The 16,619-nt window shown below is 54.4% G+C and carries 9 protein-coding genes; 6 read left to right on the top strand and 3 right to left on the bottom strand.

The features are described from left to right. Nucleotides 1–59: 59 nt before the first annotated feature. Entirely contained in the window at nt 60–1,172 is a 1,113-nt protein-coding gene (locus C3F35_RS19155) for a porin OmpC (RefSeq protein ID WP_032612705.1), read from the bottom strand. Between the two features lie 739 nt (nt 1,173–1,911). On the opposite strand from C3F35_RS19155, the gene rcsD reads away from it, so the two are divergent. Both rcsD and rcsB read left to right on the top strand, forming a co-directional pair. Further along, nucleotides 1,912–4,584 carry a phosphotransferase RcsD gene (gene rcsD, locus C3F35_RS19150; RefSeq protein ID WP_103792194.1) on the top strand — a complete coding sequence of 891 codons (2,673 nt, stop codon included), beginning with the start codon at nt 1,912–1,914 and terminating at the stop codon, nt 4,582–4,584. A gap of 16 nt (nt 4,585–4,600) precedes the next feature. Next, nucleotides 4,601–5,251, top strand: coding sequence for a response regulator transcription factor RcsB (gene rcsB / locus C3F35_RS19145; protein WP_032612710.1), 651 nt, complete (start codon nt 4,601–4,603; stop codon nt 5,249–5,251). Nucleotides 5,252–5,971: 720 nt separating this feature from the next. On the opposite strand, the gene rcsC is transcribed toward rcsB, so the two are convergent. Further along, nucleotides 5,972–8,818 (bottom strand): two-component system sensor histidine kinase RcsC, encoded by a 2,847-nt coding sequence (gene rcsC / locus C3F35_RS19140; RefSeq protein WP_103792195.1) that lies wholly within the window; start codon nt 8,816–8,818, stop codon nt 5,972–5,974. 145 nt (nt 8,819–8,963) lie between these two features. Continuing rightward, entirely contained in the window at nt 8,964–11,600 is a 2,637-nt protein-coding gene (gene gyrA, locus C3F35_RS19135; RefSeq protein WP_059307489.1) for a DNA topoisomerase (ATP-hydrolyzing) subunit A, read from the bottom strand. Between the two features lie 132 nt (nt 11,601–11,732). Here gyrA and ubiG point away from each other — a divergent pair, with 132 nt between their 5' ends. From ubiG to yfaE, 4 genes are all read left to right on the top strand, one after another. Further along, nucleotides 11,733–12,461: a bifunctional 2-polyprenyl-6-hydroxyphenol methylase/3-demethylubiquinol 3-O-methyltransferase UbiG gene (gene ubiG, locus C3F35_RS19130; RefSeq protein WP_103792196.1), complete on the top strand. Its 729-nt coding sequence runs from the start codon at nt 11,733–11,735 to the stop codon at nt 12,459–12,461. 333 nt (nt 12,462–12,794) lie between these two features. Beyond that, entirely contained in the window at nt 12,795–15,080 is a 2,286-nt protein-coding gene (gene nrdA, locus C3F35_RS19125; protein WP_032612721.1) for a class 1a ribonucleoside-diphosphate reductase subunit alpha, read from the top strand. An 89-nt stretch (nt 15,081–15,169) separates the two neighbouring features. Next, a complete protein-coding gene (gene nrdB / locus C3F35_RS19120) occupies nt 15,170–16,300 on the top strand; it encodes a class Ia ribonucleoside-diphosphate reductase subunit beta (RefSeq protein ID WP_032612723.1) in 1,131 nt (376 codons plus the stop codon). Next, entirely contained in the window at nt 16,300–16,554 is a 255-nt protein-coding gene (gene yfaE / locus C3F35_RS19115; protein ID WP_032612725.1) for a class I ribonucleotide reductase maintenance protein YfaE, read from the top strand. The genes nrdB and yfaE overlap by 1 nt, the downstream gene beginning before the upstream one ends. Nucleotides 16,555–16,619: the final 65 nt, after the last annotated feature.

Below are 16,619 nucleotides of genomic sequence, written 5' to 3'. Positions count from 1 at the left end.
CCTGATAGTCAGGCCAAAAAAAGGGGCCATTTGGCCCCTTTTGCAATAGTACGTAAGACTTAGAACTGGTAAACCAGACCCAGCGCTACGATGTCATCAGTGCTGATGCCGGCACGGTCGGTGAAGGCATTTTCATCCAGCAGGTTGATTTTGTAATCAACATAGGTGGACATGTTTTTGTTGAAGTAGTAAGTCGCGCCAACATCAACATATTTCAGCAGATCCTGGTCGCCATTACCTTCGATGTCCTTACCTTTGGACTGCAGGTAAGCCACGGATGGACGCAGACCGAAGTCGAACTGGTACTGTGCTACCACTTCGAAGTTCTGTGCTTTGTTAGCGAAGCCATAAACAGCGTTAGTGCCGCCGGACTGAGAGTCACCGAAACGGGTCGCGTTGTAAGTCTGGGTGTACTGCGCTGCCAGATACAGGTTGTTCGCGTCGTATTTCAGGCCACCGCTGTACACTTCAGCATGGTCGCCACGGCCGTAAACGCGCGGGCCGTTCTGATCTGCGGTACGTTTGGAGGATGCTGCTGCCGCGCCTACGCTGAAGCCTTCGCCCAGGTCATAGGTCAGGGAGCCGCCGAAGCCGTCGCCGTTCTGTTTCAGCAGGCTACGACCGGTGTCGTTTTCACCGCTGACGCTGCCGTTTTTACCCTGGTACTGCAGAGCAAAGTTCAGGCCATCAACCAGACCGAAGAAGTCCTGGTTACGGTAGGTTGCAACGCCGTTACCACGGGATTGCAGGAAGTTATCGGAACCGTAGGTGTCGCCGCCAAATTCTGGCAGTACGTCGGTCCAGGAGGTGACGTCGTAGATGACGCCGTAGTTACGACCGTAGTCGAAAGAACCTGCTTCAGCGAACTTCAGACCAGCGAAGGCCACACGTGTCCAGGACTGGTTGTCGCTCTCGGTGGTGTTGCCCTGAATCTGGTATTCCCACTGACCGTAGCCAGTGATCTGGTCGTTAACCTGAGTTTCGCCTTTGAAGCCGAGACGCATGTAGGTCTGATCGCCATCAGCGCCGTCGTCATCAGAGAAATAGTGCAGACCATCTACTTTGCCGTAGAGATCTAATTTGTTGCCGTCTTTGTTATAAATTTCAGCCGCATTCGCTGCGCCTGCTACCAGCAGTGCTGGCACCAGGAGGGACAGTACTTTAACTTTCATTATTTTAACCCTCTGTTATATGTCTTTTATTACCACTGCTTACTGATTAACCCTCTTAACCAGTCGGCAATCTCATTCTCCTCAAAAATACAGAATAATCCAATAAGAATATGATACGAAAACTTTTAAGATGTTTCATATTGCCGTATAGATGTTTCAATTTGTAAAAACAAGGGAACTTTTTGGGCGCACATAAAGCCAAAAAATAAAGCACCAAAAATCAAAAAGTTAAAATTAAGCATACAAATCAACGAGTTAAGAAAAAATAAATTATAGCACTGATTGACAAAACAAAATGACGCCTCGCTACTAAAATATCTCTCGCTATCATCATTAACTTTATTTATTACCGTCATTCAAATTTGAATGTCTGTTTATCCAGAATTGAACCGAATGCACTGCATTCGGTTTTTTTTTACCTTTCTTTACGCAAATCTGAATTATTTGTGCTACCCACCCGAAACTATAACGACTATTAATTAAATCATTGCGCGCTATTTTTAGACGCAAAAAATGGACGGGTAATTTAATTTCTTGTTAATTCGTGCGATTTTTTTCCCGTATTGTCCCTTATTTGTACAATATCAGTCTGACCGTACAGATTTAACTCACCCCGCCTTCCTCGCACAGCGAAGCGAAAAAGTCAGCCTCTAAGGTGGCGTGAGGCTGGAAATTCGATTATTACGCTTTATACTGCCCTACTCGCCTGAAGCGCAGCCATAACAGGTTAAACACATCCATGAGTCAGTCTGATACCACAGCCGCGAACAAATTCTCCCTGCTTCCGGGCAGCATTACCCGTTTCTTTCTTCTATTGATCGTTGTGCTGTTAGTGACCATGGGCGTAATGGTGCAGAGCGCGGTGAATACCTGGTTAAAAGACAGAAGTTATCAGATTGTCGATATCACCCACGCGCTGCATAAACGCATCGACACCTGGCGTTACGCAACCTGGCAGATTTACGACAACATCGCAGCCACGCCAACCACCTCATCCGCAGATGGATTGCAGGAGACGCGCCTGAAGCAGGATGTCTACTATTTGGAGAAAGCGCGGCGCAAAACCGAAGCCCTGATCTTTGGCTCCCACGACAGCGCCACGCTGGAGATGACCCAACGCATGTCGACCTATCTCGATACGCTGTGGGGCGCGGAGACGATTCCCTGGTCGATGTACTACCTCAACGGTCAGGACAACAGCATGATCCTGATCTCCACCCTGCCGTTGAAAGATCTCTCTTCCGGTTTTAAAGAGTCCTCGGTCGGCACGGTAGTCGACTCCCGGCGCGCAGAGATGCTGCAGCAGGCCAATGCCCTGGACGAGCGCGAAAGCTTCTCTTCCCTGCGCCGGCTGGCCTGGCAAAATGGCCACTACTTTACCCTGCGCACCACCTTTAATCAGCCGGGCCATCTGGCGACGGTGGTGGCCTTCGATCTGCCGATTAACGATCTGATCCCCCCGGATATGCCGCTCGAAAGCTTCCGTCTGGAGCAGGACACCGCAGCGCAAAACTTGCGCGCGCCGACGGACAAAGAAAGCCCGGATAGCGTCTCTATCTCCTTTAATGGCTCGAAAATCGAGATTGCCTCCTCGCTGAACACCACCGGCATGCGTCTGGTCTGGCAGGTGCCTTTCGGTACGCTGCTGCTGGATACCCTGCAAAATATTCTGTTGCCGCTGCTGCTTAATATCGGTCTGCTGGCCCTGGCGCTGTTTGGTTACAGCACCTTCCGCTCGCAGCCGGGTCGCCAGAGCGATGTTCCCGTCGCCGCTGGCACCAGCAATGAGCTGCGCGTTCTGCGCGCCCTGAATGAAGAGATTGTCTCGGTGCTGCCGCTCGGGCTGCTGGTACATGACCAGGAGGCCAACCGCACGATAATCAGCAATAAAATTGCCGATCACCTGCTGCCGCACCTGAATCTGCAAAACATTACCAGCATGGCCGATCAGCATCAGGGCGTGATTCAGGCGACCGTCAATAATGAGCTGTACGAAATCCGCCAGTTCCGCAGCCAGGTGGCGTCACGCACGCAGATCTTTATCATTCGCGATCAGGATCGCGAGGTGCTGGTCAATAAAAAGCTCAAGCAGGCACAGAGGCTGTACGAGAAGAACCAGCAGGGCCGGGCGGCATTTATGCAAAATATCGGCGATGCCTTCAAACTGCCGCTGAAGGCACTGGCCAGCGAAGCGGCCCAGTTAACCAGCCCGGAAAGCCTGCAACTGTCGAGCCATGCCGATACGCTGGTTCGGTTGGTGGATGAGATCCAGCTCGCCAATATGCTGGAAAATGACAGCTGGAAGAGCAACGCAACCCTGTTCTCGATTCAGGACCTAATCGATGAAGTGGTCCCGGAAGTGCTGCCGGTGATCAAGCGTAAAGGGCTGCAGCTACTGATCAACAACCCGCTGCGGGCCAACGATGAACGCCACGGCGACCGTGACGCGCTGCGTCGCATTCTGCTGATGCTGATCCAGTACGCCGTCACGACCACCCAGATCGGCAAAATCACCCTTGAAGTGAGCAGCGATGAATCGGCCGAGGACCGCCTCACTTTCCGTATCCTCGATACCGGCGAAGGGGTCACTGCCAGCGAAATCGATAATCTGCACTTCCCGTTCCTGAACGATACCCAGGGTGACAACTACGGCAAAGCTAACGCCCTCACCTTCTGGCTCTGCGATCAGCTGGCGCGTAAGCTCGGTGGTCATCTGAATATCAAAGCCCGTGAATCGTTGGGCACCCGTTATTCACTGCACGTGAAGATGCCTGCTACACCGCAGGATGCGGAAGAGGATGAACGTCTGCTGGATGAGGTGGTGATCATGGTAGACGTCACCTCCAATGAGATCCGCAATATCGTGGTGCGTCAGCTGGAAAACTGGGGAGCGACCTGTATTTCCCCGGATGAAAGACTGGCAAGTCAAGAATATGATCTCTTTTTAACAGATAATCCGTCTAATCTTACTGCCTCGGGCTTGCTTTTAAGCGATGATGAGCCAGGCGTGCGAAAAATTGGCCCCGGCCAGGTGCGCGTCAACTTTAATATGAGCAATGCCATGCAGGAAGCTGTACTACAACTTATAGAGGAGCAACTGGCGCAAGAAACGATCCCGGAATCCCCACTGGGCGGCAATGAAAATGCCGAATTGCAGGCTAGCGGCTATTATTCTCTCTTCGTAGACACAGTACCAGATGATGTTAAGAGGTTGTATACTGAATCCGCCGCGAACGACTTTGCGGCGCTGGCTCAGACAGCACACCGGCTCAAAGGGGTGTTTGCCATGCTTAATCTGGTTCCAGGCAAGCAATTATGTGAAACGCTGGAACATCTTATTCGCGAGAAAGATGCCGCCAGCATAGAAAAATACATCAGCGACATTGACGACTATGTCAAAAGCTTGCTGTAGCAAGGTAGCCTTATACATGAACAATATGAACGTAATTATTGCCGATGACCATCCGATTGTACTGTTCGGTATTCGCAAATCACTTGAACAGATCGAGTGGGTGAATGTAGTCGGCGAATTTGAAGATTCCACAGCACTGATTAATAACCTCCCGAAACTTGATGCGCACGTGCTCATCACCGACCTTTCCATGCCTGGAGATAAATACGGTGACGGGATCACGCTGATCAAATACATCAAGCGTCACTTCCCAAGCATTTCGATCATCGTGCTGACCATGAACAACAACCCGGCCATTTTAAGCGCCGTGCTGGATCTCGATATCGAAGGGATTGTCCTGAAACAGGGCGCACCTACCGATCTGCCAAAAGCGCTGGCCGCGCTGCAGAAAGGGAAGAAATTTACCCCGGAAAGCGTCTCCCGCCTGCTGGAAAAAATCAGCGCTGGCGGTTACGGCGACAAACGTCTGTCACCGAAAGAGAGCGAAGTGTTGCGTCTGTTCGCAGAAGGTTTCCTGGTTACCGAAATTGCCAAGAAACTGAACCGCAGCATCAAGACCATCAGTAGCCAGAAGAAATCTGCAATGATGAAACTGGGCGTGGAAAACGATATCGCCCTGTTGAACTATCTCTCCTCCGTGACTCTGAGTCCGGCAGATAAAGAGTAACCGGCAGGTCAACGTAAAAAGGCAACGTAAGTTGCCTTTTTTTATGCCCCGCTTTCAGGTAGTTGCGGGATGTTCACCCCACCCCAGCCCTCTATTTCCAGGAAGAAAGAGCACCCGGCAGGCCCGCGTAAGCGAAGCATAAGTGGGCAATAAAAAAGCCCACAAGTGGGTAATGCCAGTCAGTTAAACGATTCGGTAGTCCTAAATGACTGAAGTGGAGGGGTTACGTTCACTAAAGCACCTCTGCTTTATGCCCCCTCCGCTGCGGTGAACGTGCCAGGGGGCTCGCCGCCTCCCACTCCCTGGCTATCCCTGCTCCCGGCAGGCTATGCCCTCTCGTCCTGCGGTCAACGCTTCGGCGGTTTCAGCCGGATTCCCCCACCCTCACGCTTCTCAGTCGCCTGAATGTGGCACGGGTGTTGATTCCCCGCTGAAACCGGCGAAACGGAGACTGGATGACAAGGGCTGGACGCCAGGGATGGCGGCCAGAGGCGAATCGAGACAGGATGTCGAGTTGAGCCGACCGCAGGCAGCCGGTCGGGAGATGAGCGCAGTGCGAAGCACCGGTTTCATTGCGGGGCCGCGTGGATTGACAAGGGGGGCCCGGCGGCCCCCCTTGTCACGTTCACGGGTTATGTAATGCCATGTTCTGCTGAACATGAGGTGAACGGAACAATCCGCCGGGCTTAACTGCCTGGCATTACCACAAGTGGGCTTTTTTTATACTCGCGTTTTCCTCACCCGCTCCGCGTACACCGACAGCGTCTGTTTCAGCACGTCCAGCGTTACCGGCTTGGAAAGACAGCTGTCCATCCCCGACTCCAGACAGCGCTGTTTCTCTTCCGCCAGGGCGTTAGCGGTGACGCCCACCACCGGCAGCGTCAGCCCCAGCTGGCGAATGCGTTGGGTCAGGCGATAGCCATCCATGTTCGGCATGTTCACGTCGCTCAGGACGATGTCGATATGGTTTTTACTCAGCACATTCAGCGCATCCACACCATCGTTCGCGGTCTTGCACTGATAGCCCAGCGAGCCAAGCTGGTCAGCCAGCAGGCGGCGGTTAATCGGATGGTCATCCACCACCAGGATCATCATGTCTTCATTCATCGACTGCACCGATTCCGGTGACGGTAGCGCCGTCGTGCCGTCGGCTGTCTCCATCTCCACACGGTAGATCCGCGCCAGCAGCGTAATCAGTTCGTGCGGCGAGGCCACGCTGTTTACCCATTCACCGTGGGCACGCTCCTGGGCAATGCCAATATGGCGACGGCAGAAGATCACTGCCGCTTTACCCTGCCACGGCTGCGTCAGTTCATCGTCGGTGATGAGCATGTCTTCTGCGTCCGGCGTTTGGCCTGTGTAGCGTGCCACGCGAATACCGTGTGTCGTCAGCAGGGATTCCAGATAGGCATACAGCGAGGCATTATTGACCGCTAACCAACAGCGTTTATCACTTAATCCCTCTACCAGCACGTTGGCCGGAGACTGCGCGGCATACAGCGGAATGCGAATGGTGAACTGGCTACCCATACCGGGTTCGGTATCCACCGAGATATCGCCATCCATCATGCTGATCAGTTTTTCACAGATCGCCAGCCCCAGACCGGTGCCCTGGAAATTGCGCTGAACCCCGGTCCCCACCTGGAAGAACGGATCGAAGAGTTTGACCACCTCTTTGGCCGGAATACCGACCCCGGTGTCGCGCACGCGAATGCTCAGATAGTCCCCTGCCCTGGAGACATGCATCACAATGCAGCCCATGTCGGTAAATTTAATGGCGTTGCTGAGCAGGTTGGAGATCACCTGCTGCAGGCGCATCGGATCGCCCTGCAGCGATACCGGCACGTCCGGCTCAATAAAGCAGTACAGTCCCAACTGCTTACGTACCACCAGCGGCAGGTAGTTGGCGCTGATATGGTTCATCACCTCGCGCGGTGAGAATTCGCGCGGCTCAATTTTCAGCTGCTCGGACTCAATTTTGGAGAAGTCGAGAATATCGCTGATGATTTTCAATAGCAGGCTGGAGGAGTTATTCATCGCCGTCACCAGACGGTCTACGCCCCGGGGCAGCTCTTTGGTCTGCAGCAGATCGAGGTTACCAATAATACCGTACAGCGGGGTGCGCAACTCGTGGCTGACCGTCGCAAGGAACATCGATTTGGACTGGCTGGCCTGTTCAGCCGACTGGGCCATGTCCTGCAACGACTCTTCCATTTTGACGCGTGCGGAGACATCCACCAGCACGCAGATGGCGACGTTCTCGTTGCGATAGCGCGAGTGCACAAAGCTAATCTGCAAATTGGTGTTGTTGCTGGTGAGCACGTCGACAAAGTTGACCTGCTGTCCGCAGATAATCTGCGTCAGCCGCTGCCGATCCTCGTGGGTCAGCATATTGAGATAGTTATGCGCCAGCTCGTTACTGAGGATGTTAGTCCCATCCAGGGTGCGCAGAATACAGATCCCCACCGGCGCAGAGGCGACAATCTTGCGGTTGAACTGCTCATGCTCCTCGAGGCGCTGAGCATCGATCTCCGCCGGGATAAATATTTTGCGCTCGTACATCCGCGCCAGGGTAAACAGCGCAATCCCCACCAGCACGTTGAGTAGCACCGAGTTGAGGATCAGCATGCGGATACGTTCCAGGACCAGATCCACCGGAACGGAATAGACGATGCTCAGGGACGATGGCGGCAGGCTCTTTTTCAGCACCAGATCGCGGAAACCGGAGGTATAGCCAAACCATGAACGCTCCTGCATCCAGCGAGGGTCAACCTTGAGACGTGTTTCTGGCCCCGCCAGCGAGATAAGGCTGTGGCCATTTTCATCGAGAATGGTTACGCCCATCGGCAGATTGCCGGGAGTGAAAAAGTTCTCCATGCGGATAGTCTGTTCAGTACCGAGCATCGCCTGCAGGCGGTTCGCCAGATAGACCGGCGTCATGGCATAGAAGTACCCTACCCCTGGACGCGGCCCCTGGCCAATCCAGAACAGGTTGTTGCCGCGCTCATCCTGCGGTGCGTTGCGGTATTTGGTGATCCGTTCGCGTAGGCTTTTCAGGGCGTTTTCGCGATCGACCGGCACGTCACGCAGGCCAAAATTGGCCATACAGAGATTTTCGCTGCCAATCAGAAAGACCCGGTTCAGATCGTACGCTGCCGAGAAGTTATCGCGCCAGTAGCGCATAAACCAGGCCAGTGACGCCAGCGAACCCCGCCATGCCGGCCCCATAACAGAACAGTCAGAATCGGGGAACAGCGGCTCAAAGTTGGGCACCTCGGTTTTACTGTCGCGTCCGCGGGTGGCCAGTACGCCGTTTTCTGCCGTCAGCCGGTTCTCCGCGATGTACTTGAGTTCCTTCATGACGTCTGCGGTGCGCTGAATGTAGCGCTGGGACTGTTCGTAGCTAAGGTTGAACTCCTGGCGGATCTCCGACTCCTTCTGGTGCAGCGCATTGACGATGTAAAACACCGAAAACAGGGCGATCAACACCCAAATCAGGAGCGCCAGCGCCCGGAACAGATAGCGAGAAACTTTCAGCGTGGTTCGAAAGGAGACGAGGTATTTCAAGGGGGCGAGGCTCCGCCATCAGGGTCAAAAGGAATGGGCTTTAAGGTAGCGGTAAACGCGCATAGTCGCAATGTTCGGTTGTCTGCAATTGCGTGTACCGGCAAAAGAAAAGGGCCGGAGACCGGCCCTTTATCGTCAGGAGACATTACTCTTCAGCGTCATCCGCTGCATCGTCGTCAGTATCCGCTTCCGGTGCGATCTCATCGTCACCTTCTGCTACGCTGCCGTCGATGGAGTCGAGCTCTTCGTCATCCACTGGCTCAGCGACGCGCTGCAGACCCACCACGTTCTCATCTTCCGCGGTACGGATGAGGATCACGCCCTGGGTATTACGGCCTACCACGCTGATCTCGGACACGCGAGTACGCACCAGCGTACCGGCATCGGTGATCATCATGATCTGGTCGGTATCATCAACCTGAACCGCGCCAACCACTGAGCCGTTACGCTCGGTCACTTTGATCGAGATAACGCCCTGGGTGCCGCGGGACTTGGTTGGATACTCGTCCTGGGCGGTACGTTTACCGTAGCCGTTCTGCGTGACGGTCAGGATTGCGCCTTCGCCACGCGGAACAATCAGGGAGACAACGCTGTCTTCGCCCGCCAGTTTGATGCCGCGAACACCGGTCGCAGTACGACCCATGGCGCGCACTGCGCTCTCTTTGAAGCGCACCACTTTACCGGCGGCAGAGAACAGCATCACTTCGTCGGAACCGGAGGTCAGATCCACACCAATCAGTTCGTCGCCTTCGTTCAGGTTGACGGCGATAATACCGGCAGAACGTGGACGGCTGAACTCGGTCAGGGCGGTCTTCTTCACCGTACCGCTGGCGGTTGCCATAAAGACGTTCACGCCTTCTGCGTACTCGCGAACCGGCAGAATGGCGGTGATACGCTCGTTCTGCTCCAGCGGCAGCAGGTTGACGATTGGACGTCCACGTGCGCCACGGCTCGCTTCCGGCAGCTGATAGACCTTCATCCAGTACAGACGGCCACGGCTTGAGAAGCAGAGGATGGTGTCGTGGGTGTTTGCCACCAGCAGGCGGTCGATAAAGTCTTCTTCTTTAATACGTGCCGCTGACTTGCCCTTACCGCCACGACGCTGTGCTTCGTAGTCGGTTAACGGCTGGTACTTCACGTAGCCCTGGTGAGACAGGGTCACAACAACGTCTTCCTGGTTGATCAGGTCTTCGATGTTGATATCAGCGGTATTGGCCGTGATTTCAGTGCGACGCTCATCGCCGAACTGATCGCGAACCAGCGCCAGCTCTTCGCGGATCACTTCCATCAGACGATCGGCGCTGCCGAGGATATGCAGCAGCTCGGCAATCTGTTCCAGCAGCTCTTTGTACTCGTCGAGCAATTTTTCGTGCTCAAGGCCGGTCAGTTTCTGCAGACGCAGATCCAGAATCGCCTGAGCCTGCTGCTCGGTCAGATAGTACTGGCCATCACGCACGCCGAACTCGGGTTCCAGCCACTCTGGACGCGCAGCGTCATCGCCCGCACGTTCCAGCATTGCTGAGACATTACCCAGCGCCCAAGGCTGAGCCACTAACGCCGCTTTCGCTTCCGCAGGGGTTGGCGCACGGCGAATCAGCTCGATGATCGGATCGATGTTCGCCAGCGCAACGGCCAGCGCTTCAAGGATGTGCGCACGATCGCGGGCTTTACGCAGTTCGAAAATGGTACGGCGAGTCACCACTTCACGGCGGTGACGCACGAACGCGCTCAGAATGTCTTTCAGGTTCATGATCTTCGGCTGACCATGGTGCAGCGCAACCATGTTGATCCCGAAGGAGACCTGAAGCTGAGTCAGGGAGTAGAGGTTGTTCAGTACCACTTCCCCTACCGCGTCACGTTTGATTTCAATCACGATACGCATGCCGTCTTTGTCAGACTCATCACGCAGCGCGCTGATACCTTCAATGCGTTTCTCTTTAACCAGCTCGGCAATCTTCTCGATCAGGCGCGCTTTGTTCACCTGATACGGTATTTCGTGGACGATGATGGTCTCACGGCCGGTTTTGGCGTCGGCTTCGACTTCTGCGCGGGCACGAATATAGATCTTGCCGCGACCGGTACGGTACGCTTCTTCAATGCCGCGACGGCCATTAATGATGGCGGCGGTCGGGAAGTCCGGGCCGGGGATGTGTTCCATCAGCCCTTCAATGCTGATGTCTTCATCGTCGATATAGGCCAGGCAACCGTTGATCACTTCCGTGATGTTGTGCGGCGGAATGTTAGTCGCCATACCTACTGCGATACCGGACGCACCGTTTACCAGCAGGTTAGGGATCTTGGTTGGCATCACATCGGGAATGCGCTCGGTGCCGTCGTAGTTATCGACGAAATCAACGGTCTCTTTTTCCAGGTCGGCCATCAGCTCGTGGGCGATTTTCGACATACGGATTTCCGTATAACGCATCGCCGCCGCGGAGTCACCATCGACCGAACCAAAGTTACCCTGACCATCTACCAGCATGTAACGCAAGGAGAATGGCTGCGCCATACGGACGATGGTGTCGTACACGGCGGTATCACCATGCGGGTGATATTTACCGATTACGTCACCAACGACACGGGCAGATTTTTTGTAGGCTTTATTCCAGTCATTGCCCAATACGTTCATGGCGTATAGTACGCGACGGTGTACCGGCTTAAGTCCATCGCGGACATCCGGCAGCGCACGGCCAACAATGACCGACATCGCATAATCCAGATAGGAGCTCTTCAGCTCTTCCTCGATGTTAACCGGTGTAATTTCTCTCGCAAGGTCGCTCATCTAACCGCTATCCCTCTACTGTATCCCGGATTCAAAGGTCGGAAATTATAACACACCCGCTTAGGTTTAAACTAATTTGCTTTGTTATCCTGATATACTTCCTCGTCTTTAAATTACGGAGTAAAAGCGTCCATGAATGCGGAAAAATCCCCGGTGGCTCCCAACGTTGACCATGAAGAGATCGCCAAATTCGAAGCCGTCGCCTCGCGCTGGTGGGATCTTGAAGGTGAGTTTAAACCCCTGCACCGCATTAACCCCCTGCGTCTGGGCTATATCGCGGAACGCTCCGGCGGCCTGTTCGGTAAAAAGGTGCTCGATGTAGGCTGCGGCGGCGGTATCCTGGCAGAGAGTATGGCGCGCGAAGGCGCTACCGTGACCGGGCTGGATATGGGCTTCGAGCCGCTACAGGTGGCGCGACTGCATGCGCTGGAAAGCGGTATTCAGGTGGAGTACGTGCAGGAAACGGTTGAGGAACACGCCGCGAAGTTTGCCCAACAGTATGACGTCGTCACCTGCATGGAGATGCTGGAGCACGTTCCCGACCCGCAATCGGTGGTAAAAGCCTGTGCGGCGCTGGTAAAACCGGGCGGCCAGGTGTTCTTCTCCACCATCAACCGCAACGGCAAGGCGTGGCTGATGGCCGTGGTCGGCGCAGAATACGTGCTGCGGATGGTGCCTAAAGGCACCCACGATGTGAAAAAATTCATCAAACCGGCAGAGTTACTGAGCTGGGTCGATGGCACCTCCCTGAAAGAGCAGCACATGACCGGTCTGCACTACAATCCTCTGACCGACAAGTTCAAACTGGCGCCAGGCGTGGACGTTAACTACATGCTCCATACCACCGCCAAAAAAGACTAAGGTTATCTACTCTTTTTCTAAGAATGCGCAGCAGTTTGTTGCGCATTTTTGACCACCCGTTGAAGAAATCAGCAGTCGATCAATTTTTCATTTTTTTTTCTACATTATTGACATCACGTCCAGGCCTTACGGTACGAGGACTTACGCTTTTTTACTCTTTCACAACCTCAATTTAACCTCAAAATCAACTCTTGTACTGAAAAGAATCCTTACTAGAATACTCACCATCTTGCGTTATCCTTATCGTAAAACCCCTATATGTAGTATTTATCCACAGAGGTCTGTGGATAAGCGGGGGATATTTTCTTTTTTCACGGACAGGTAAAAACCCACATGAATCAGAGTCTGCTGGTGACAAAGCGCGACGGTGCTACCGAGCGTATCAATCTGGACAAAATCCATCGTGTTCTCGACTGGGCAGCAGAAGGACTGAATAACGTATCCATTTCTCAGGTGGAACTGCGCTCCCATATCCAGTTCTATGACGGCATCAAAACGTCTGATATCCACGAAACCATTATCAAAGCCGCGGCGGATCTGATCTCCCGTGAAGCACCGGATTATCAGTACCTCGCAGCCCGTCTGGCCATTTTCCACCTGCGTAAAAAAGCCTACGGCCAGTTTGAGCCGCCAGCGTTGTTCGATCATGTGGTGAAGATGGTAGAGCTGGGCAAATACGACACGCATCTGCTGGAAGACTACACGGAAGAAGAGTTCAAGCAGATGGACGGGTTTATCGATCACTGGCGTGATATGAACTTCTCCTACGCCGCGGTGAAGCAGCTGGAAGGGAAATACCTGGTCCAGAACCGTGTGACCGGCGAAATCTACGAGAGCGCCCAGTTCCTCTACATTCTGGTGGCCGCCTGCCTGTTCTCTAACTATCCGCGTGCTACCCGTCTGGAATACGTGAAGCGTTTCTACGATGCGGTTTCCACCTTCAAGATTTCTCTGCCGACGCCGATCATGTCCGGCGTGCGCACCCCTACCCGTCAGTTCAGCTCCTGCGTACTGATCGAGTGTGGCGATAGCCTGGACTCCATTAACGCCACCTCCAGCGCCATTGTGAAATACGTTTCCCAACGCGCCGGTATCGGTATTAACGCCGGTCGCATCCGTGCGCTGGGCAGCCCAATTCGCGGCGGTGAAGCGTTCCACACCGGCTGTATTCCGTTCTACAAACACTTCCAGACTGCGGTGAAATCCTGCTCTCAGGGCGGCGTACGCGGTGGCGCAGCCACCCTGTTCTACCCGATGTGGCATCTGGAAGTCGAAAGCCTGCTGGTACTGAAAAACAACCGTGGCGTGGAAGGTAACCGCGTACGTCACATGGATTACGGCGTTCAGATCAACAAGCTGATGTACACCCGTCTGCTGAAAGGCGGCGACATCACCCTGTTCAGCCCATCCGACGTCCCGGGCCTGTACGACGCCTTCTTTGCCGATCAGGATGAGTTCGAGCGCCTGTACGTTCAGTATGAAAACGACGACAGCATCCGTAAGCAGCGTGTGAAAGCGGTTGAACTGTTCTCCCTGATGATGCAGGAACGTGCTTCCACGGGCCGTATCTACATCCAGAACGTTGACCACTGCAACACCCACAGCCCGTTCGATCCGGTCGTTGCACCAGTGCGCCAGTCTAACCTGTGCCTGGAGATCGCCCTGCCGACCAAACCGCTGGAAGATGTGAACGACGAAAACGGCGAGATCGCCCTGTGTACGCTCTCTGCGTTCAACCTGGGTGCGATTAATAGCCTGGACGAGCTGGAAGAGCTGGCAGTGCTGGCGGTTCGCGCGCTGGATGCCCTGCTGGACTACCAGGATTACCCAATCCCGGCGGCAAAACGCGGTGCAATGGGTCGTCGTACTCTCGGTATTGGCGTGATCAACTACGCTTACTGGCTGGCGAAAAACGGCAAACGTTACTCCGACGGCAGCGCCAATAACCTGACGCACCAGACCTTCGAAGCCATTCAGTACTACCTGCTGAAAGCCTCTAACGAACTGGCCATCGAACAAGGCGCCTGCCCGTGGTTCAACGAAACCACCTACGCCAAAGGCATTCTGCCGATCGATACCTACAAGAAAGATCTGGACGGGATCGTCAGCGAGCCGCTGCACCTCGACTGGGAAGGCCTGCGCGAGTCGATTAAAACCCACGGCCTGCGTAACTCTACGCTCTCTGCCCTGATGCCGTCCGAGACCTCCTCGCAGATCTCCAACGCCACCAACGGCATCGAGCCGCCGCGCGGTCACGTGAGCATCAAAGCGTCGAAAGACGGGATCCTGCGCCAGGTGGTGCCAGACTACGAGCTGCTGAAAAACAACTACGAGCTGCTGTGGGAAATGCCAAACAACGACGGCTACCTGCAACTGGTGGGCATCATGCAGAAGTTTATCGACCAGTCGATCTCTGCGAACACCAACTACGATCCGTCACGCTTCCCGTCAGGGAAAGTACCGATGCAGCAGCTGCTGAAAGACCTGCTTACCGCCTATAAATTTGGCGTGAAAACCCTGTACTATCAAAACACCCGTGACGGTGCGGAAGATGCGCAGGACGATCTGGTCCCGTCCATTCAGGATGATGGCTGCGAAAGCGGCGCATGTAAGATCTAAGTAATTTTGCCGGGTAGCGTAACGCTTACCCGGCCTACGTTTTTGTAGGCCCGGCCCGCCGGGCAGTACAATCTCAACAGGACACACTCATGGCATACACCACCTTTTCACAGACGAAAAACGACCAGCTCAAAGAGCCGATGTTCTTCGGCCAGCCGGTCAACGTGGCACGCTACGATCAGCAAAAATATGACATCTTCGAAAAGCTGATTGAAAAGCAACTCTCCTTCTTCTGGCGCCCGGAAGAGGTTGACGTTTCCCGCGACCGTATCGATTTCCAGGCTCTGCCGGAACACGAAAAGCACATCTTCCTTAGCAACCTGAAGTATCAGACGCTGCTGGACTCCATCCAGGGCCGTAGCCCGAACGTGGCGCTGCTGCCGCTGATCTCTATCCCGGAGCTGGAAACCTGGGTTGAGACCTGGGCGTTCTCCGAGACGATCCACTCCCGCTCTTATACCCATATCATTCGTAACATCGTCAACGATCCGGCGATTGTGTTCGATGATATCGTCACCAACGATCAGATCCTGAAGCGCGCCGAAGGCATTTCTCACTTCTATGACGACCTGATCGAGATGACCAGCTACTGGCATCTGCTGGGTGAAGGCACGCACACCGTGAACGGCAAAACCGTGACCGTGAACCTGCGTGAGCTGAAGAAAAAGCTCTACCTGTGCCTGATGAGCGTGAACGCGCTGGAAGCGATCCGCTTCTACGTCAGTTTTGCCTGCTCCTTCGCCTTCGCAGAACGCGAGTTGATGGAAGGCAACGCCAAAATCATCCGCCTGATCGCCCGCGATGAAGCCCTGCACCTGACCGGCACCCAGCATATGCTGAACCTGCTGCGCAGCGGCGTGGACGATCCCGAGATGGCCGAAATTGCAGAAGAGTGCAAACAGGAAAGTTACGACCTGTTTGTTCAGGCGGCGCAGCAGGAGAAAGAGTGGGCGGAATACCTGTTCCAGGGCGGCTCCATGATCGGCCTGAACAAAGATATTCTCTGCCAGTACGTGGAGTACATCACCAACATCCGTATGCAGGCGGTTGGTCTCGATCTGCCGTTCCAGACCCGCTCCAACCCGATCCCGTGGATCAACACCTGGCTGGTTTCCGATAACGTGCAGGTGGCGCCGCAGGAAGTGGAAGTAAGTTCCTACCTCGTCGGTCAGATTGACTCCGAAGTCAACACTGACGATTTGAGCGATTTCCAGCTCTGATGAGCCGCGTGACGCTTCGTCTTTCTGGCACAGAGCTCCTGTGCCAGGAAGAGCACCCTTCCCTGCTCGTTGCGCTGGAATCTCACCAGATTGAAGTTGAATACCAGTGCCGTGAAGGTTACTGCGGCTCCTGCCGCTGCCGTCTGGTGATAGGCCAGGTCGACTGGATCACCGAGCCGCTGGCCTTCATTAACGAAGGGGAAATTTTGCCTTGCTGCTGCCGGGCAAAAGGGGATATCGAAATCGAAATGTAAGCGCCCTTATCCCCTCTCCCGTGGGAGAGGGTTAAGGTGATGTCTTCGTCTTACCCGACCAACCA

Source organism: Leclercia sp. LSNIH3 (genome assembly GCF_002935105.1).
GTDB lineage: Bacteria > Pseudomonadota > Gammaproteobacteria > Enterobacterales > Enterobacteriaceae > Enterobacter > Enterobacter adecarboxylatus.
The sequence above is the reverse complement of the archived record's forward strand: the minus strand, read 5'-3'. Positions and strand labels throughout refer to the sequence as shown.

Bases quoted from the DNA above. Each gene is read 5' to 3' on its own strand.
- C3F35_RS19155 (WP_032612705.1), bottom strand. From the start codon at position 1,172: ATGAAAGTTAAAGTACTGTCCCTCCTGGTGCCAGCACTGCTGGTAGCA.
- rcsD (WP_103792194.1), top strand. From the start codon at position 1,912: ATGAGTCAGTCTGATACCACAGCCGCGAACAAATTCTCCCTGCTTCCG.
- rcsB (WP_032612710.1), top strand. From the start codon at position 4,601: ATGAACAATATGAACGTAATTATTGCCGATGACCATCCGATTGTACTG.
- gyrA (WP_059307489.1), bottom strand. From the start codon at position 11,600: ATGAGCGACCTTGCGAGAGAAATTACACCGGTTAACATCGAGGAAGAG.
- ubiG (WP_103792196.1), top strand. From the start codon at position 11,733: ATGAATGCGGAAAAATCCCCGGTGGCTCCCAACGTTGACCATGAAGAG.
- nrdA (WP_032612721.1), top strand. From the start codon at position 12,795: ATGAATCAGAGTCTGCTGGTGACAAAGCGCGACGGTGCTACCGAGCGT.
- nrdB (WP_032612723.1), top strand. From the start codon at position 15,170: ATGGCATACACCACCTTTTCACAGACGAAAAACGACCAGCTCAAAGAG.
- yfaE (WP_032612725.1), top strand. From the start codon at position 16,300: ATGAGCCGCGTGACGCTTCGTCTTTCTGGCACAGAGCTCCTGTGCCAG.